We start from the raw sequence: 17643 nt of genomic DNA, 5'->3' as shown, positions 1-17643 counted from the left end.
GGGCCTGGCATCAACGACGACGGATCCGGGGTGGCCGCGGTGCTGGAAACGGCGCTGCAGCTCGGCCCGTTGGCGCCGGTGAACAACGCGGTGCGATTCGCGTTCTGGGGCGCCGACGAGGACGGGCTCAACGGCGTCATGGATTACGTGTTCGGCCTGGACGGCGATCAGCTCAACGATCTGGCGATGTACCTGAACTTCACCCGGCTGGGCTCGCCCAACGCCGGCTTCTTCACCGACGACGGCGATCAGTCCGGTCCGCCGGCGCCCGGGGTGACGTACGCGGACATCCCCGACGGGTCGGCGGGCATCGAGCGCACCCTGGCCGGCTATCTGAACCTGGCCGGGAAGCGGCCCGCGGACATGCCGCTGAGCACGCTCGCCGACTACCACCCCTTCATGGTCGCGGGCGTTCCGATCGGGGGCATGACGGCCGGCGCCACGCAGCCGAAAACCACGGTGCAGGCCCGATTGTGGGGCGGGCAGGCCGGCGTCCCGTTCGATCCCAACTATCAGGGCCCCCACGAAACCGTCGACAACATCAACCGCGACGCGTTGGCCATCATGGGTTCCGGCGTCGCCTACGCCGTGGGCAGCTACGCGCAGTCCACCGGCGGGGTGAACGGCGTCCCGTCGCACGACAAGCGCCATCGCACCCGGATGCCGTAATCGCCGCACTTGTCGGTGGCACTTCTTATACTCGAACACATGTTCGATACGCGACTGCACGAGTATTGGAAGCCCCCGCGGTGTGAGCGCTCGCGGGCGTTGGTGGATCGGATGTGCGAGTCGTGGCGGCTAGGGGCCCAGATGGTGGCGGCTCGGCTGGACGCGGTCGGGGAGCTGTTCGAGCTGCGCCGCGCCCAGCGTGGCGAGGAGGCCGATTGGGCGGTGGACACCTGGGCGGCGGTGGGAGCCGAGATAGCTGCGGCGTTTCGGGTCAGCTTGGCGATGGCGGGCAGCTTCATGCGGTACGCGCTGGCAATGCGTGAGCGGCTGCCGCAGGTGGCCGCCGTGTTCCGCGCCGGTGACATCGATTTCCGGTTGTTTCAGACCATCGTCTACCGCACCGATCTGATCACCGACGCTGAAGTGCTGGCCGCCGTGGATGGCGAGTTGGCTGTGCGCGCGGCGCGTTGGCCGTCGATGACCAGGGGACGGTTGGCCGGCGAGGTGGACAAGATCGTCGCCAAGGCCGACGTCGACGCGGTGCGGCGCCGCCAGCGGTGTCGGGCCGAGCGTGAGGTCTGCATCGAGGATCTCGAGGGCGGCATGTCCGAGATCCGCGGCAGCGTTCAGTCCGGATGCCCACGCCTTGGACGAGCGGTTGGATGCCCTGGCGGCGACGGTGTGTGAGCATGATCCGCGCGGCCGCGATCAGCGGCGTGCCGACGCTCTGGGGGCGCTGGCAGCCGGGGCGGATCGACTGGGCTGCCGTTGTGGGCGGCCCGATTGCGCGGCGGGAAAGCGTCCTGCGGCAACGCCGGTCGTCATTCATGTGGTCGCCGAGCAGGCGAGCGTCCAGGGCCACGGGTCGGCCCCGGCGACGGAGGTGGGTGCTGACCGGCTGATCTCCGCCGAGGTGGTCGCCGAGCTGGCCGGCTCGGCGAGGCTGGTGCCGGTGAGGGTTCCAACGCACGCCGAACCGCGCTACATCCCGTCGGCCCGGTTGGCCGATTTCGTGCGGTGCCGGGATCTGACGTGTCGGGCGCCGGGGTGTGATCGCCCGGCCGTCGACTGCGATATCGACCATACGATCCCGTACGTCGATGGCGGCCCGACTCATCCGTCGAACCTGAAATGTCTTTGCCGCCAACATCATTTGCTCAAAACGTTCTGGGGCTGGCGCGACGAGCAGTTGCCCGACGGCACCCTCATCTGGCGCCTGCCCGACGGACACACCTACGTCACCACCCCGGGCAGCGCGCTGCTGTTCCCCAGCCTGGGCGCGCCCACCGGCGACCTGCCCGCCCCCGCCGCCGGCGCCGAGCGCTGCGGCGAGCGCACCGCGATGATGCCGCTGCGGAACAGGACTCGTGCCCAGAACCGGGCCCAGCGCATCGCCGCCGAACGCCACCACAACCGCCGAACGCGACTAGCCACCCAACCCACCGCATGCGGCCCCGCACCCCTGGCCGACGAACCGGCGCCGTTCTAGTCCGTTCGGCACTACCGACCACGGCGGCGATTTCGTGGCGGCCGGCCGATGAATGCGCCCGATTTGACCAACTGTCGGGCGGCTGTGGCGGTACGATTCCTCTTTGATCGTGGAGAGAACGACCGTGAGATATGTCGCTAATAGTCTTGCGCTACTCGCCGTTTGCATTCCGGCCATCGGTGGGCCGGGGGTCGTGTCCGCGGACACCGTCGCCCCGAACGGCCTCGCTTCGGTGGAGAGTTGGCCGGACAACGCGTGCGGCGGCTTTTCGTCCTGGCACGTGATCAACAACTTGAAGGATGCTTCGGTCCGCGCGACCGTGGCGGTTCAACGCAAATCGGGTAGTCAGGAATTCAACGACCGGTACGTTTACGACCTAAAACGTGGCGAATCGAACTTTGTCTCGTGCAGAAGGATAAAGGCCCCCGACGGCCCGGGATTTTACGACATCAGCGCCTCGCTGGTGGGCGCGCAAATGACGTAGCAACTCCACCCCTGGCCACGACGCCTTCAAGGCATTGGCCGTCAAGGCCTGCGAGGTCCCATCATTCGGCCGCAGCCCATCGACTGTTGCATCATGGCGGGCATCCCGTCCCGCACGAAACCGGTGACCTCACGCGCGTGTGCACGGATGACATCGGTGAGGGCCGGATCCTCGGCGGTCTCCTCGGCGATCACGCCTCTAGGCGTGAACGTGAGCTGGCGCCGGTAGCCGCCGGCGCGACGGAAAAGCGTCGGCAGGCTCTGGCTCATACAACGGATTTCGGTGCCCTGATCGAGGTGGGCGTACATGCTCGAAACATGCTCTTGCAGTTGAGCGGTCAGGTCCGGTGATGCCGATTCGGTGGTGGTGCGCACGCCGCCGGGGATGTCCTCGACGATCCGGTCGATTTCGCTGTGCCGCATGAACATCTCCATGTAGCGGCTCATGTCCATGTGACCGGCGCCCATGAAACCGCCCCCGTCCGTGAGGCGGATAGCGGCCGAGGGAGGACCAAAGACGCGCGGACGCAGATGCGCCAGACCCAGGACGCTGCCCGCGCCGAGCGCGGCGAGCGCCGCCCGCCGAGTGAATCCGGCCATCAGGTAAGCCGACCAGATGGACGACGCCCTTTTCTAGGGCCAATGGTCCCTACCCCCGGTGGGTATACCCGTGCCATCGTTTGGGGCATGACGCAAAATCCTGAATCCAGCGGCGAACCGACCACCGTGACCGGCCACCCCGGGGACGGGCATCGATTCGGCGCGCACAGTCGGCTGGGTCAAGTGGTCGCGTGGGTGGTCATCGTCGCCGGCGTCGTGTTCGTGGTCGCGGTGATCTTCTTCTCGGGCGTCTTCTTGGGCTGGGCCTCGGGTGACCGCTACGGCTGGCACCACGGCTACGGCGGCGGGCGCGGCGGTACCTGCCCGATGATGGGTCCCGGCGGCATGATGGGCCCGGGAATGATGGGACCCGGCGGAATGGGGCCGGGCGGTCCGATGGGGCCTCAGCAAACGCCAACGCAAACGCCGACGGCGCCGCGCCCCTAGCGCACGCGCCGGGGCGCCCTTCGAAGGCGCTCTGGAGTTCGCTGCTCCGAATATGACACCTGCCCGGCGTTCGTCGTTCCGCAACGGGCAAGCCGGCCGCAACCTCGCGCCGCCGGCGCCGGGGCCGGCGTTCAACCCCGGTTTCCATTCGGACCGTCAGGATTAGCCAACCGCTCTAGAATGAGACCCTTTGGTGCTGCCCTGTAGCCGGTCGGGATGAGGTTGGTATGAATAGCCCTGCGCGCAATCCACGCCAGCTGGCCGGCGGCCGTCCGCGTAGGGCGGCCGCCTTGCTGCGGGCGGCGTCCAGTTGCGCAGCGGCGGCAATCGTGGTGGGCGGGTGCACATCCTTCGTCGACGGGCGGGCGCTGTCGATGCTCAACGACCCGTTCCGGGTGGGTGGCCTGCCCGCGACCAACGGCCCCAGCGGGATCCGCTCGAACGCACCCGCCCCCACGGGCACGGTCGTCAACACCGACAACGGCGAGATCGACAAGCTGGCGTTGCTATCGGTCAACGACATCGAGGAGTATTGGAAGTCGGTCTACAGCCAATCGTTGAAAGGCGACTTCGTCCCGGTTGGCAAGATGGTGTCGTACAACTCCAAGCAACCGTCCAGCCCGATCGTTTGCCACAACGACACCTATAAACTCGTCAACGCCTTCTACACATCGCGCTGCAACCTGATCGCCTGGGACCGCGGGGTGTTCATGCCTGTTGCGCAACGGTATTTCGGCGACATGTCCGTCAACGGCGTGCTGGCCCACGAATTCGGCCACGCCTTGCAGACCATGGCGAAGCTGGTGACCAGACGAGACCCCACGATCGTGCGCGAGCAGCAGGCCGACTGCTTCGCGGGCGTCTACCTGTTCTGGGTGGCCGACGGCAAGTCGCCGCGGTTCACGTTGAGCACCGCCGACGGGCTGGACCACGTGCTGGCGGGGATCATCACCACCCGGGACCCGGTGATGGACAGCGAGGCCGAGAACGACGACGAACACGGGTCGGCCCTGGACCGGATCAGCGCCTTCCAAATGGGTTTCATCGACGGCGCCTCGGCCTGCGCGGCGATCGACAAGAAGGAAATCGGCCAGCGCCGCGGCGACCTGCCCAACGCCCTGCGCGTCGACAGCAGCACCGGGAACCCGGAGACCGGGGAGGTCCCGATCGACCAGGACACCCTGTCGACGCTGATGGAACTCTTGGGAAAGGTGTTCTCCCCGAAGAATCCCCCGGCATTGTCCTACCAGTCCGCCGACTGCCCGGACGCCAAGGCCAGCCCGCCTGCGTCCTACTGCCCGGCCACCAACACGATCGTGATCGACCTGCCGAAGCTGGCGGCGATGGGCAAGGTCGCCGACGAGAACGAACAAACCCTGCCGCAGGGCGACGACACCGCGCTGTCGGCCGTGATGTCGCGGTACGCGCTGGCCGTGCAGCACGAACGCGGGCTGGCCATGCAGAGTCCGTGGACTGCCCTGCGTACGGCCTGCTTGACGGGCGTGGTGCACCGCAAGATGGCCGAACCCATCGAGCTCTCGTCGCAGAAGCAGCTGCTGCTGACGGCCGGCGATCTCGACGAAGCGGTGGCCGGGTTGCTCACCAACCACCTGGTCGCCAGTGACGCGGACGGCACCAGCGTGCCGGCCGGTTTCACCCGGATAGCGGCGTTCCGCGGCGGGGTGACGGGCAATATGGACGCGTGCTACTCCCGCTATCCGGGATGACCGAAAGGCCGCGCTGTCAACCGATCTGGGCGAGCTTGGGTATCACTTCGTCGCCGAGCCGTCGGATGAATCCGACCGGATCGGGGTTGCCGGGGAACGGACCGGCATTGACCATCTCTATGCCGAGTTCGCCGTAGCGCTCGACGGTTTTGAAGTAGCCGTCGAGGTCGTCGAAGGGATTCACGAAAAAGCCCACGGTCTTGCGGATTTCGCTCGGGTCGCGGCCGATCGCGTCGCAATGGCGGTTCAGCACCTCGACCTTGCGCTTGAGTTCGTCGACGTCGCTCGTGGTGCTGTTCCAGACGTCGGCGTACTGCGCCACCAGGCGCAGCGTCTTCTTCTCGCCGTCGCCGCCGATCAGAATGGGCGGGCGCCGAATCGGTTGCGGCTCACAGATCGTCTCCGCCAACTGGTAATACTTGCCCTGGTAGGGCCCGTTGTCCGCGCTCCACATCTGCCTGCAGATCTGCAGCGTCTCTTCAAGCATCTCGAAGCGCTGACTCACCGGTGGGTAGGGGAAGCCGAGGGCGGCGTGCTCGCGGTCGTACCAGGCGGCGCCGAGCCCCAGCATCGAGCGGCCTTGCGACAAGACGTCCAGTGTGGTGACCGCCTTGGCCAGCATGCCCGGGTAGCGATAGGTGACACCCGTGACCAGCAGGCTCAGCTCGATCTTGGTCGTCTGCCCGGCCAAGAAGCCCAGCGACGTATAGCCCTCGAGGAACGGATCCTCCGCCCGTCCCATCGCTTCCATCTGAAAGAAGTGGTCGGCGAGCGTGAACAGCGTCGCCCCGCCCTGCTCGGCGGCCTTGGCCGCGTCGGCCAGCGTCGGGCCCAGTGCCGCCGGGTCGCCGGGTAGAAAATCGATGAAGTGCAATCCTACTTCCATTGCAGCCCTTGCCCTTTCATTATTCGGTCAAGCGCTCGAGCAGCGTTAGCGCGTCGAGGATGATGCGACGCTCGCGTTCGGAATACCGCTCGTGGATGGCGCGTGCCAGCCACTCCTCCCGTACCTGTCGGTTGCTCTCGGCCCGTCGCCGGCCCGCCGCGGTCAGCGAAATCAGTTGCCGCCGGCCGTCTTCAGGGTCGGGCTTGCGCTCGATCAGCCCCCGCTGCCCGAGGGCGGCCACTATCGTGGCCATGGACTGTGGACGTACCCGTTCGGCTGATGCCAGGACGCTCGCCGATGAGGCGCCCTCTTTCCAGAGCCGGTTGAGCACCGCCGTCTGTGAGGGGGTCAGGTCGCCATCGGTGGCAAGGTCCCTCAACTGGCGTCGCAGCCGGCTGAACATCACCCGTAGGTCGCGGGCCGCCGCAGCCGCTGACTCGGCGATTCCGTCCACAAGATCAGTCTAAACTGTTCAGCCCAAACTGTCTAATTGCGTCCGAGCAGCTTTAGGGCGGCGTCGACCGCCAGCGCGGCCACGTTCAGCGTCTTGGACCGCAGATCGTGGCGCGCGTCTGCGATCTCGACGACGGCGGTCGTGCCGGTGACCAGCGCGGCGGCGGCGCGCAATTCGTCGGGCGTGCCGAAGGGATCCGACGTCCCGTGCGTGAACACCGTCGGCACCCTGATGTCGGGCAGGTGCTCGGTGCGGGTCCGTTCCGGCTTGCCCGGGGGATGAACCGGATACGAGAACAGGGTGAGCATGTCCACCGGCGCTTCGCGGGCGGCCACCACCATGGACGTCTGCCGACCGCCATAGGAATGCCCGCCGGCGATCAACGGGCCGCCGACGAGGCCCCGGCACAGCGCGATCGCCTCGACGATCCCGGCCCGGTCGGCGGCCGCCGAACCCGACGGCGGACCCTTCGGCCGGCGCCGCCGGTAGGGCAGGTTGTACCGGACGGCGAGCCAGCCGCGGCGCGCCCATTCGTCGCAAACCTGCTGCAGCAGCGGCGAATCCCGGTCGCCGCCGGCGCCATGGGTCAGCACTACCACCCCGGCGGGTGGTCCGTCGGGTTCGTGCGCCACGCCGGCGATCTCGTCCAGGTTCACGTCAGCCTGAACAAGGGTGAGACGGGGCCGTGCCCGTGGCCCAGCGGATAGGAGGCGCGCAGGCATTCGGTTACCCATCGCTTCCCGAACCCGACCGCGTCGGGCACGGTGAAGCCGTGCGCCAGCGCGCACGCGATGGCCGTGGCCAGGGTGTCGCCGCCCCCGTGGTCGTTGCCGCCCGGCAGGCGTTCCGAATCGAACGCGTAGCAGGACACGCCGTCGTAAAGCAGGTCGCAGCTGCGATCGGACGATCGCAGGTGACCGCCCTTGACCAACACCCACCGCGGTCCCAGCGCGTGCAGCGCCTTGGCGGCCGCCCGTTGCGACTTCGCATCCACGACGTCGATGCCCACCAGCAGCCGAACCTCGTCGAGGTTCGGCGTGACCAGGGTGGCCAACGGAAACAGTTGTCCGCGAAGGGCATCGAGGGCGGACGCCGCCAGCAGGGCGTCGCCGTGCATGGACGCGCACACCGGATCGACGACGAGCGGCACCGACGAGTCCAGCCGGTGCCACATGTCGGCCACCGCGGCGATGATGGGGGACGACGCCAGCATGCCGGTCTTGGCGGCCTGGACGCCGATGTCGGTGACCACCGCTTCGATCTGATCGGCGACGACGTCGGGAGGGACCTCGTGAAACCCCTTGACGCCCACCGTGTTCTGCACGGTTACCGCGGAAACGGCGACGCAGGCATGCACACCCAGCAGCGCCATGGTGCGCATGTCGGCCTGGATGCCCGCGCCGCCCCCCGAGTCGGATCCGGCGATGGTCAGCACGCGCAGCGGCGTGGTGCCCGGCGGGGCCAGGGGCAGGTAGCTCACTGTGCCGAATTGCCGCGACCCGCTGCGCCCGGCTCGGTCATTTCTGCCGCACTCGCGTCATCACGGCTGGGTGATCGGCAGGTACACCCGCTTGCCGTGCTCGGCGAACTCGCGCGACTTCTCGGCCATGCCCTCGTTCATGACGGCCTCGATCGCCTCCTCGCTGTCGAGCCCGTGCTCGGCGGCGTAGGCCCGGACGTCGGCGGTGATCCGCATGGAGCAGAACTTGGGCCCACACATCGAGCAGAAGTGCGCGGTCTTGGCGGGTTCGGCCGGCAGGGTCTCGTCGTGGAATTCCCTTGCGGTGTCGGGGTCCAACGACAGCGCGAACTGGTCGTTCCAGCGGAACTCGAAGCGGGCCGTGCTCAACGCGTCGTCGCGTTCCTGGGCGCGCGGATGCCCCTTGGCCAGGTCGGCGGAGTGGGCGGCGATCTTGTAGGCGATCACCCCGTCCTTGACGTCCTTGCGGTCCGGCAGCCCCAGGTGCTCCTTGGGCGTCACGTAGCACAGCATCGCGGTGCCGGCCTGCGCGATGATGGCCGCGCCGATCGCCGAGGTGATGTGGTCGTAGGCCGGCGCGATGTCAGTGGCCAGCGGGCCCAGCGTGTAGAACGGGGCCTCCTCGCACAGCTCCTCTTCCAGCCGCACATTCTCGACGATCTTGTGCATCGGGACGTGTCCCGGTCCCTCGATCATCACCTGCGCGCCGCGGGCTTTCGCGATCTTGGTCAGCTCGCCCAGGGTGCGCAGCTCGGCGAACTGCGCGGCGTCGTTGGCGTCGGCGATCGACCCCGGCCGCAGCCCGTCGCCGAGCGAGAAGGTGACGTCGTAGCGGGCGAAGATGTCGCAGAGCTCCTCGAAGTTGGTGTAGAGGAACGACTCCCGGTGATGGGCCAGGCACCAGGCCGCCATGATCGACCCGCCGCGGGACACGATGCCGGTGACCCGCTTGGCGGTCAGCGGCACGTACCGCAGCAGCACGCCGGCGTGCACGGTCATGTAGTCCACGCCCTGCTCGCACTGCTCGATCACGGTGTCGCGGTAGATCTCCCACGTGAGTTCCGTCGGGTCGCCCTTCACCTTTTCCAGCGCCTGGTAGATGGGCACGGTGCCGACCGGGACGGGGGAGTTGCGCAGGATCCACTCGCGGGTTTCGTGGATGTTCTTGCCGGTGGACAGGTCCATGATGGTGTCCGCACCCCAGCGGGTGGCCCACACCATCTTGTCGACCTCCTCGGCGATCGACGACGTCACCGCGGAGTTGCCGATGTTGGCGTTGACCTTCACCGCGAAGGCCTTGCCGATGATCATCGGCTCGATCTCGGAGTGGTTGTGGTTGGCGGGGATCACCGCGCGGCCGCGGGCGACCTCGTCGCGCACCAGCTCGGCGGGCATGTCCTCGCGGGCGGCGATGTATGCCATCTCGGCCGTGATCTCGCCGGCCCGCGCCCGCTGCAGCTGGGTGCCGCGGTCGCGGACCACCCCCGGCCGCGCCGGCAGCCCGGTCGTCAGGTCGATGACAGCGTGCGCGTCGGTGTACGGGCCGGAGGTGTCGTAGAGGTCGAAGTGGTCGCCGGTGGACAGGTGCACGCGCCGGAACGGGACGCGAGCACCGGGGAACCCCTCGACGTCGCGGTAGACCTTGCTGCTGCCTGCGATGGGTCCCGTGGTGACGGAAGCCTCGACGGCTTGGGAAAGGACATCAGTCATTTTTCATCTCCCTACGCCGGCATTACCCGGTCAGGTTCGTACGGTCGACGGCCCCAGCCGTCCTCTCAGCGCATTCGACGTGCGCTCCCGCGTTTTTGGATGGTCCGCACGCGACGTTACCCCCACCCCGGACCTGCTGGCATGTGGGCGCGCCTTTTGGTCAGGGCGGTAGCCGGTGGTATCCCCCTGGTGTAAGGATGCAAACGTGCAAGAGCAAGGGGAAACGGACGGGCCGACGGCCGACACGTCCCGCAGCGGCCACGAGCTGAGTCCGCCCGAGGCGGCCGCCTGTCATCTCAACGTCGGCACGTTTCGGTTCTGGTTCATCGGTGAGCGCTGGGAGTGGTCCGACGAGGTGGCCAGGATGCACGGTTACGAACCGGGCACCGTCGAGCCCACGACGAAGCTGTTGTTGTCGCACAAGCACCCCGACGACCGCCGGCACGTCCAGGAGGTGCTCGACTACGCCCTGCAGTCGGCGGAGTCCTTCTCCAGTCGGCACCGGTTCCTCGACACGTCCGGCAACGTGCACGACGCGATCGTCGTGGCCGACCGCATGCACGACGAGTCGGGCGCCGTGGTGGGCACCGCGGGCTATTACATCGACCTCACCAACACGTTCGACGAAACCCGGCAAGAGGTGCTCGACGAAGCCCTGCCCGACCTCTTCGAAAACCGCGCGGCGATCGAGCAGGCCAAGGGCGTGCTGATGTTCGTCTACCGGGTCAGCGCCGAGCAGGCGTTTCGCGTGCTGCAGTGGCGGTCGCAAGAGACCAACGTGAAGCTGCGTGCGCTGGCCCGGCAACTACTCGCCGAGGTGACTACCCTCGAAGGCTCGACGGCCACTCTGCAGGGTCAGTTCGATCATCTGCTGTTGACGGTGCACGAACGGATAACCGCCGAGTCCGCCGGGTAACCAGAGGAATACGCGAACGCGGCAGCCCGCAAACAGTTAGTGTTCCTAGACGCTCCGAGCGGCGCACGCCGCGCATTCGGACGACTGTGAAAGGCGCTGGAGTTGTTGGCGGTGGAACATGAGTCTCTCGAGGATGCGGTCGTCGTGCGCGTTGCGGGCGCCGTCGACTCCAGTACCGTCGAAGAGGTAGCCACTCACCTGAACGCCGCGCTCAAGTTGGCCGAGACTCACCCGGCCCGGCTGGTGGTCGTCGACCTGCAGGCCGTCGACTTCTTCGGCAGCGCGGCGTTGAACGCCGTGCTCGAGTGCCACGACGAAGGCAAGGAAGCCGGGACGGCCGTCCGCCTGGTCGCCAACAACGACCAAGTGCTTCGTCCGATCGAGGTGACCGAACTGGATCGGATCTTCGACATCTACCCGACGCTGCCCGAGGCTCTGCAACACAAGCGACAGCAATGAACCCGGCGCTGCCGCCCGACCTGGCGGCTGCGGTCGAGCTGGGCGGCGAGATGGGCCGCCGCTTCGCCGAATTCGACTGGGACGCCCATCCGTTGGGATCGCCGCGGGGCTGGTCCGCCGAGGTGCGCGCGGCCGTGGCGATCGCCCTGACCTCGCGGTTCCCCATCGTGCTCTGGTTAGGGCCGGAAAACCTCTTCCTGATGTACAACGACGGCTACGCGCAGATCCTGGGAGACAAGCACCCCGCGGCCCTGGGTTGCCCCGCGGAGCAGGTGTGGTGGGAAATCTGGGAGCAGATCTCCCCGATGCTCACCAGCGTGATGGAGACCGGCGTCGCGACCTGGTCCGACGACCTGATGCTGCAGCTCATCACCGGTGGTGAATCCCAGGAGCGGTATTTCACCTTCACCTACAGCCCCATCATCGGCGGCGACGGTGGGGTCCCGGCCGTTTTCTGCGCGGTGATCGAAACGACCGACCGGGTGTTGAGTGAGCGTCGGCTCCACTTGCTCAACGCGGTCGCGACCGCCGTGATGGACGCGCACGCCATCGACAACGCGGTGAGCAGCACCGTCGCGATATGCGAGGCGCAGCCGCTGGACTTGCCGTTCATTGCCGTCTACGTAGCGGACGACGAGGCGGCGCGCGACAGCACGCTGCGAGGGGCCACGCCGTCGATCCGGCCGCTGCTGCCTCGCTCGCTGTCGGAGCTCAAGGGCTGGGACACCACGCCACGGGCCCGGGCCGCGCGCGTCATCGACCGGCTCGAGGACGTAATCCCGGGCATCACAGCGCGTTTCGGCGAGAACTGCCCCCGGCAGGCCCTGGTGTTGCCGCTGGGAGAAAACTCGAACGCCGGGGCGGTGGTGATCGGGGCCAATCCGCGGCGTCCCCTTGATTCGATGTACCGCGGGTTCTGCCAACTGCTCGCCGATCAGCTGTCCGCGGCGTTCGCCTCGGCCGTCTCCTACGAACAGCAGCGGCGCCGGGCCGACGCGCTGGCCGAATTGGACCGTGCGAAAACGGCTTTCCTCACCAACGTCAGCCACGAGTTCCGCACGCCGCTCACGCTGCTGCTCGGACCCCTCGACGATGCGCTGACCGAAGCGGCGCCGGGAACCGCATTGGCGGATCGCCTGAGCACCGCCGCCCGCAACGCGCGGCGCCTGCAGCGCCTGGTGGACTCGCTCCTCGACTTCTCCCGCATCGAGGCCGGCCGCGCGAACGCGAAGTTCGCGTGTACCGACGTGGGCGCGCTTACCGCCCACATAGCATCGTCGTTCACCGAGCTCTGCCATCGGGCGGGGCTCGATCTCGTGGTGAACTGCTCGCCGGTACTGGCCGACGTCGACCCGGGCATGTGGGAGACGATCGTCCTGAACCTGCTGTCGAACGCAGTCAAATACACTCTGCGGGGAACGATTTCGGTCGAGGTGCGCGCCGAACCCGAGCACTGCGTCGTCACCATGCGCGACACCGGAGTGGGGATCGCCGCCGCGGACCTGGACCGCCTGTTCGAGCGCTTCTACCGGGCCGACAACCTGCGCGGCCGCAGCGTTGAGGGCACCGGCATCGGCCTCTCGCTGGTGCGCGGGCTCGTCGAACTGCACGGCGGAACCGTGCAGATCGACAGCGAAGTGGACCGCGGCACGACGGTGACCATCCGGTTGCCGCAATCTATCGGCACGACGGCCGACCAGTCGCCCGCCGGCCCGCTGGACGAGACCAACCCCTACGTGGCGGAGGCCCGCCAATGGCTGGCGCCGGTTCCGGAACGCGACTCCTCGGCCGCCGCGACCGAAAAGTCTCGCCAATTGGTGCTGATCGCCGACGACAACGCCGACATGCGAGACCATCTCGACCGGGTGCTGTCGCCCCATTGGGAGACGGTCCTTGCCGCAGACGGTGAGTCGGCACTGGCGGCGACCCGAAGCCTGCGCCCGGACGCGGTCATCACCGACGTCATGATGCCGGGCGTCGACGGCTTCGGACTGGTGACTGCCATCCGGGCGGACCCCCAGTTGGCGGCGACGCCGGTCCTCATGCTGTCCGCCCGGGCCGGCGCGGAGGCGGTCGACGAGGGTTATGCCGCTGGCGCCGACGACTACCTGCCCAAGCCGTTCCGGTCCCAGGAACTGATCGACCGGTTGAAGTCGCGGCTGTCCGCGGTGGCCCGCGAGCGCGACCGCCAGCGTCGTGCGGCGGCCTCCGATCTGTTGCCACTCGACTCGGCGCTGCAGGCCACCGACTCGGTCGCCGGGATCTTGGCCGCCCTGCTGGAGTCGCCGTTCGGCTCGGCCGACGCCGCAGCCGTCACGATCGGCGTCCTCGACGGCGAACGCCACATCCGGTTCGAATACGCCGGCGACCTGCCCGTTGAATTGCGCGACCGCTACCACGTGACAGAACTCGACTCCCCGGTGGTCGGGGCCGACGTCGTGCGCACCGGCGAGCCGATGGTCATCACGGACACGTTCGACCTGCCCCCGCGCTACGAACACGCCGTGCAGGACACCGCCGACAGCGTTCGGGCCTGCGTCGCCAATCCATTGCGGGATCACACGGGCCGCGTCATCGGCGTGCTGGGCCTGCTGTGGTCCTCGCCGCGCCAGTTCGACGCGGCCGAACTCGAGGCGTTCGGCCGCATTGCCGAGCTGACGTCCTCGGCGTTGGACCGGGTTCGCGTCATGGCGCGCGAACACCGCATCGCCGTCGACTTCCAGGAGCATCTGCTGGACCTGGACCGGGGCTCGACCGCGGCCGTCGTGGCCGCCGTCTACCAGCCCGCCGGTGAGGCGATGCGCGTCGGCGGCGACTGGTATTCGGTCACCCCCCTGGATCGCGCCGGCCGGGTCGGGATATCGGTGGGCGACGTCGTCGGACACGGGCTGGCCGCCGCGATCGTGATGAGCAGGCTGCGCGCCGCGGTCGCCGCCTCGGCCCTCACCGCGGGCGAACCGGGCGCGGTGCTCGGGGCGCTGGATCGGTACGGCGCCAGCGTCGCGGGCGCCCGCTGCGCGACGGTGGCCTACGCGCTCGTCGAGACCGAACCGGACACCGGTTGCGCCACCGTCCGGTACAGCTGCGCCGGCCACCCCTATCCGCTGCTGGTCTTTCCCGACCATCGCGCCGTGTTCCTGACGTTCGGGCGGCGTCTGCCGGTGGCCGTCAAGGAACACGATGCCGAGAGCTATCCGTCCGGCGCCACCGCGACGGCGAATCTGCCGCCGGGAAGCCTGATCCTGCTGTACACCGACGGGCTCATCGAGCGCGCCGGCGAGACGCTCGATGACGGGCTGGGCCGCCTGAAGGCCGCGGCCGCGGAATGCGTCGACCTTCCGGTCGAGGCGGTGTGCGCCGAGCTGCTGTCCCGGCTGACCCCGCCCGGCGGCTACCGGGACGACGTCGTGGTGCTCGCGCTGCGGCCGAGCCACGACTGCCCGCGCAGCTTCGCCACCGTGGTCACGGCCGCGCCGGGCCAGATTCCGGTGGCGCGCGAGCGGTTACACAACTGGCTGGCCGGCAACAACGTCGACCCGAAGCGCGAAATGGACATCCTGTTGGCGACCGGCGAGGCCGTGACCAACGCGATCGAGCACGGCAGTGACGGCGAGCCGCGCCGAACGGTCTCGGTGGAGGCCTTCCTGCGCCGGCAGACGGTTGCGGTCACGGTCAGCGACACCGGGCGGTGGGTGGGCGATTCCTCGGCCAGCCTGCGCAGCAGGCGGCGCGGCCGCGGTCTGACCCTGATCGGCGGGCTGGCCGATCACGTCGACACGTTCCGCACCGCCGGGGGCACCCGGGTCACGCTGCGGTTCGACAACGTCGCCGGGACCGCTTGACCCGCTCTCAGGCCTCTTCCATCGCCTCGCCGAGCTCTTCGAGGAGCTTGTTGTGGTGGTTGCTGGCCAGCAGGTGGCCGGCGGCGATCACCACGGCCACCGGCCAGTCGATGAGTTCGAGCGCCGCGAGGGCGGCCAGGCCCCCGAAATAGGCCAGCTGCTCGGGCCGGGGGATTTCCATCTGACCGACCACCGGAAGGTTGACGTGGAACGTTTCGCCTTCACGGATCTTTTGCACCGCATCGCGCTGCGATGTCCCCCTGCGTGACTTCTTTTCCGCCATCATTTGCCTTTCGGTAACGAAGGGTTTGCCGACTCGCCGGGTACTGCGACCACCGTCGGACTTATGTCGACGATGACCGACACCGGGGGCGATCCGCTGGTTTCCTCTATTGCTCTGGTGCTGAAGGTGCCGCTACTGGAACTCTATGCGCTGCTATGGCGGGCCGGGGTCGTCGAGGTTCGTGCACCTCAGCGGGTGCATCGGCCGATCTGTCCGGACCCGTCAGCACACGATTCAGGACGCCGATCGCGACGGTCGCCGCGGCAGCGGATCCCAGCCCCTGCGCCCAGCCGACTGGACCCAGCGGTGTGCAGCCGAGCAACTGGCTGACCACCGGGATGCTGATCAGCGTCCCCATCGCAGCGAGCGAGCCCGCCGCGGTGAACACCACCAGCGGGGCACGTGAATCCAGCAGGGTTTGACCCAGCTCGGCGCCCACCAGGGCGACCAGCGCGACCGTGGATGCGCGCTGCGGACGACCGGTGACGCTTCCCATCGCCCACGCCGCCGTGGTCGCGGCCGCCGTGGTGACGCCGCGGATGGCGACGGCACGCCACAGCGCGGGCTGATCTGGGCCCCGGATGCCCGGGTCGACCGGGCCGCTGGGCTTGCTGACCGCGAGGGCCGCGGCGGGCAGGGCGTCGGTCATCATGTTCACCAGGAGCAGTTGTCGCGTGTTCAGCGGCGAGGTCCCGGTGATCGCGCTGCCGACGATGGCGAACAACACCTCGCCGGCGTTGCCGCCGAGCAGCACGGACACGGCGGCCTGCACCCGCTGCCAGAGTTGGCGGCCCTCCTCGATGGCGTACAGCAGGCCCTCGATGCGGGCGTCGACCAGCACCACGTCGGCCGCCATGTGCGCAGGGTCGCTGCCGCCGGCGACGACGCCGATGCCGACGGTGGCGGCCCGGATGGCGGCGGCGTCGTTGGCCCCGTCGCCGACCATCGCGGTGCGCACGCCCGCGCTTTCGAGCGTCTGAACGACCTGGACCTTGTTCTCCGGTGTCATCCGGGCGAAGATCACCCGCTCGGTCACGACGCGTTCCTGATCCTTGCGCGACATCGCATCCCATTCGGCGCCGCTGATCACCTGTTCGGCCGTCACGCTCAGCCCGAGCTCCTCGGCGATGGCCCTGGCGGTGATCGGGTGGTCCCCGGTGATCAGCTTGACGCCCACCGAAAGCCGGCGCAGGTCCGCGAGCAGTCCGGCCGCTTCGACGCGCGGGGTGTCGGACAAACCGAGGAACCCGGTCAGGGTCAGCCCGTCCCGCGCGAAATCGGCGATATCGTCGGGTTCCCGCTGGATCGCCGCGGCCTGGGCCGGGCTCAGCTGCCGTCGCGCCACCGCTATCACCCGCAGGCCGTTGCCGGCCATCTCGGCGACCGTCTCCTCCATGGTCGGGCTCACGTTGCCGCAGGCCGCCAGCACCACTTCGGGCGCACCCTTGACGGTCAGCTCGGTGTCCGTCACGGAGGCGGAGAACGACCGTCCGGAGCGGAACGGCAGGTGCGCGACGGGTGCGTTCGAGTTGTGCCCATTGACCGCGGACGCGGCCTCGACGATGGCGACATCGGTGGCGTGCACGTGCGGTCCGCCGTTGGACGCCGGCGCGGCATGCGCGGCGCAGCGCAGCACCTCTTCGCGCGACGTCTCCGGCGCCGCAACGACCTCGGCCACCCGCAGCCGGTTCTGGCTGAGCGTTCCCGTCTTGTCGAAGCAGACGACGTCGATGCGGCCGAGCGCCGCTGCATGCTGTACGCCGGGACGACGGTGGTGGCGGGTACCGCGGTGGCGGTGGTGACCGCGGTCGGGGCGGACACCCAGGAACGCCGCGCCGCCGAGCTGGTGTCCGGTGACCTGTCGTCGGACATCGGTCTGCAGCACCAGCTCAGCCAGCTCACCAACCGGGCCTTCCCGGTCAGCATGACGGGCGGCGCGCTGGTCAGCGTGCTGGGGCTGGTGCGGGGCTCGGTCCTGCGCCAGGCGGTCGCCAGCGGCATCGCCATCGCCGTCGCGGCGGTTCCCGAGGGAATGCCGTTGGTGGCGACCCTCGCGCAAGCGGCGTCGGCGCGGCGGCTGACGAAGTTCGGCGCGCTGGTGCGCGTTCCGCGTTCGGTGGAGGCGCTCGGCCGCATCGACGTCGTCTGCTTCGACAAGACGGGAACGCTCAGCCAGAACCGGCTGCGGGTGGCCGAGG

General features: G+C 68.6%; 15 protein-coding genes, 3 pseudogenes and 1 riboswitch. Of the genes and pseudogenes, 10 read left to right on the top strand and 8 right to left on the bottom strand.

All coding sequences use genetic code 11. The annotated features are described in order from the left end of the window. The 3 genes and pseudogenes from A5711_RS18330 to A5711_RS18320 all read left to right on the top strand — a co-directional run. Positions 1-669 (top strand): M28 family peptidase (locus A5711_RS18330; RefSeq protein WP_156744986.1); only part of this gene is annotated, 669 nt, incomplete at its 5' end. A gap of 39 nt (positions 670-708) precedes the next feature. Further along, a pseudogene (locus A5711_RS18325) lies at positions 709-2158 on the top strand (HNH endonuclease signature motif containing protein). Positions 2159-2261: 103 nt separating this feature from the next. Beyond that, entirely contained in the window at positions 2262-2642 is a 381-nt protein-coding gene (locus A5711_RS18320) for a hypothetical protein (protein ID WP_156673405.1), read from the top strand. A gap of 41 nt (positions 2643-2683) precedes the next feature. Here the strand turns inward: A5711_RS18320 and A5711_RS18315 are convergent, their stop codons facing one another. Then, positions 2684-3241 carry a hypothetical protein gene (locus A5711_RS18315; protein WP_067948971.1) on the bottom strand — a complete coding sequence of 186 codons (558 nt, stop codon included), beginning with the start codon at positions 3239-3241 and terminating at the stop codon, positions 2684-2686. A gap of 87 nt (positions 3242-3328) precedes the next feature. Between A5711_RS18315 and A5711_RS18310 the strand changes: the two genes are divergently transcribed. Continuing rightward, positions 3329-3688, top strand: coding sequence for a hypothetical protein (locus tag A5711_RS18310; RefSeq protein ID WP_067948969.1), 360 nt, complete (start codon positions 3329-3331; stop codon positions 3686-3688). Positions 3689-3915: 227 nt separating this feature from the next. Next, complete coding sequence (locus tag A5711_RS18305) at positions 3916-5415, top strand: peptidase (RefSeq protein ID WP_156744985.1); 1500 nt, start codon at positions 3916-3918, stop codon at positions 5413-5415. Positions 5416-5431: 16 nt separating this feature from the next. Here A5711_RS18305 and A5711_RS18300 read toward each other — a convergent pair whose 3' ends face one another. From A5711_RS18300 to thiC, 5 genes are all read right to left on the bottom strand, one after another. Further along, positions 5432-6301 (bottom strand): LLM class F420-dependent oxidoreductase, encoded by an 870-nt coding sequence (locus A5711_RS18300; RefSeq protein ID WP_067948965.1) that lies wholly within the window; start codon positions 6299-6301, stop codon positions 5432-5434. A gap of 19 nt (positions 6302-6320) precedes the next feature. Further along, entirely contained in the window at positions 6321-6755 is a 435-nt protein-coding gene (locus tag A5711_RS18295; protein ID WP_067948963.1) for a MarR family winged helix-turn-helix transcriptional regulator, read from the bottom strand. 32 nt (positions 6756-6787) lie between these two features. Continuing rightward, on the bottom strand, positions 6788-7411 hold the full coding sequence (locus A5711_RS18290; RefSeq protein ID WP_067948961.1) for an alpha/beta family hydrolase: 624 nt from the start codon (positions 7409-7411) through the stop codon (positions 6788-6790). Continuing rightward, positions 7408-8235: a bifunctional hydroxymethylpyrimidine kinase/phosphomethylpyrimidine kinase gene (gene thiD, locus A5711_RS18285; RefSeq protein WP_067948959.1), complete on the bottom strand. Its 828-nt coding sequence runs from the start codon at positions 8233-8235 to the stop codon at positions 7408-7410. Before thiD ends, A5711_RS18290 begins: the two co-directional genes overlap by 4 nt. 60 nt (positions 8236-8295) lie before the next feature. Beyond that, positions 8296-9945, bottom strand: a complete 1650-nt coding sequence (thiC, locus tag A5711_RS18280; protein ID WP_067948957.1) for a phosphomethylpyrimidine synthase ThiC — start codon at positions 9943-9945, stop codon at positions 8296-8298. Then, positions 9937-10046, bottom strand: a riboswitch (TPP riboswitch). (Overlaps the previous gene by 9 nt.) Before the next feature lie 164 nt (positions 10047-10210). Between thiC and A5711_RS18275 the strand changes: the two genes are divergently transcribed. The 3 genes from A5711_RS18275 (at position 10211) to A5711_RS18265 (ending at position 15162) form a co-directional block, all read left to right on the top strand. Continuing rightward, entirely contained in the window at positions 10211-10861 is a 651-nt protein-coding gene (locus A5711_RS18275) for a PAS and ANTAR domain-containing protein (RefSeq protein WP_067948975.1), read from the top strand. A 96-nt stretch (positions 10862-10957) separates the two neighbouring features. After that, positions 10958-11320 carry an STAS domain-containing protein gene (locus tag A5711_RS18270; protein ID WP_067948955.1) on the top strand — a complete coding sequence of 121 codons (363 nt, stop codon included), beginning with the start codon at positions 10958-10960 and terminating at the stop codon, positions 11318-11320. Beyond that, positions 11317-15162 carry an ATP-binding protein gene (locus A5711_RS18265; RefSeq protein ID WP_067948953.1) on the top strand — a complete coding sequence of 1282 codons (3846 nt, stop codon included), beginning with the start codon at positions 11317-11319 and terminating at the stop codon, positions 15160-15162. The genes A5711_RS18270 and A5711_RS18265 overlap by 4 nt, the downstream gene beginning before the upstream one ends. A gap of 7 nt (positions 15163-15169) precedes the next feature. Here A5711_RS18265 and A5711_RS18260 read toward each other — a convergent pair whose 3' ends face one another. Continuing rightward, positions 15170-15445: a hypothetical protein gene (locus A5711_RS18260; protein WP_156673374.1), complete on the bottom strand. Its 276-nt coding sequence runs from the start codon at positions 15443-15445 to the stop codon at positions 15170-15172. A 63-nt stretch (positions 15446-15508) separates the two neighbouring features. On the opposite strand from A5711_RS18260, the pseudogene A5711_RS28085 reads away from it, so the two are divergent. Continuing rightward, positions 15509-15586: pseudogene (locus tag A5711_RS28085) on the top strand (hypothetical protein); the annotation flags it as partial. On the opposite strand, the pseudogene A5711_RS18255 reads toward A5711_RS28085, so the two are convergent. After that, positions 15552-17189: pseudogene (locus A5711_RS18255) on the bottom strand (cation-translocating P-type ATPase); the annotation flags it as partial. The pseudogenes A5711_RS28085 and A5711_RS18255 overlap by 35 nt on opposite strands. Positions 17190-17195: 6 nt before the next feature. On the opposite strand from A5711_RS18255, the gene A5711_RS27690 reads away from it, so the two are divergent. Further along, on the top strand, positions 17196-17643 hold a 448-nt coding region (locus A5711_RS27690; RefSeq protein WP_369829947.1), incomplete at its 3' end, for an HAD-IC family P-type ATPase.

Origin of the sequence: Mycobacterium sp. E2238 (assembly GCF_001672665.1) — a bacterium.
Lineage (GTDB): Bacteria > Actinomycetota > Actinomycetes > Mycobacteriales > Mycobacteriaceae > Mycobacterium.
The sequence above is the reverse complement of the archived record's forward strand: the minus strand, read 5'-3'. Positions and strand labels throughout refer to the sequence as shown.

Excerpts from the sequence above, each read along its gene's own strand:
- A5711_RS18315 (WP_067948971.1), bottom strand. The coding sequence starts at position 3,241 with ATGGCCGGATTCACTCGGCGGGCGGCGCTCGCCGCGCTCGGCGCGGGC.
- A5711_RS18310 (WP_067948969.1), top strand. The coding sequence starts at position 3,329 with ATGACGCAAAATCCTGAATCCAGCGGCGAACCGACCACCGTGACCGGC.
- A5711_RS18305 (WP_156744985.1), top strand. The coding sequence starts at position 3,916 with ATGAATAGCCCTGCGCGCAATCCACGCCAGCTGGCCGGCGGCCGTCCG.
- A5711_RS18300 (WP_067948965.1), bottom strand. The coding sequence starts at position 6,301 with ATGGAAGTAGGATTGCACTTCATCGATTTTCTACCCGGCGACCCGGCG.
- thiC (WP_067948957.1), bottom strand. The coding sequence starts at position 9,945 with ATGACTGATGTCCTTTCCCAAGCCGTCGAGGCTTCCGTCACCACGGGA.
- A5711_RS18265 (WP_067948953.1), top strand. The coding sequence starts at position 11,317 with ATGAACCCGGCGCTGCCGCCCGACCTGGCGGCTGCGGTCGAGCTGGGC.
- A5711_RS18260 (WP_156673374.1), bottom strand. The coding sequence starts at position 15,445 with ATGGCGGAAAAGAAGTCACGCAGGGGGACATCGCAGCGCGATGCGGTG.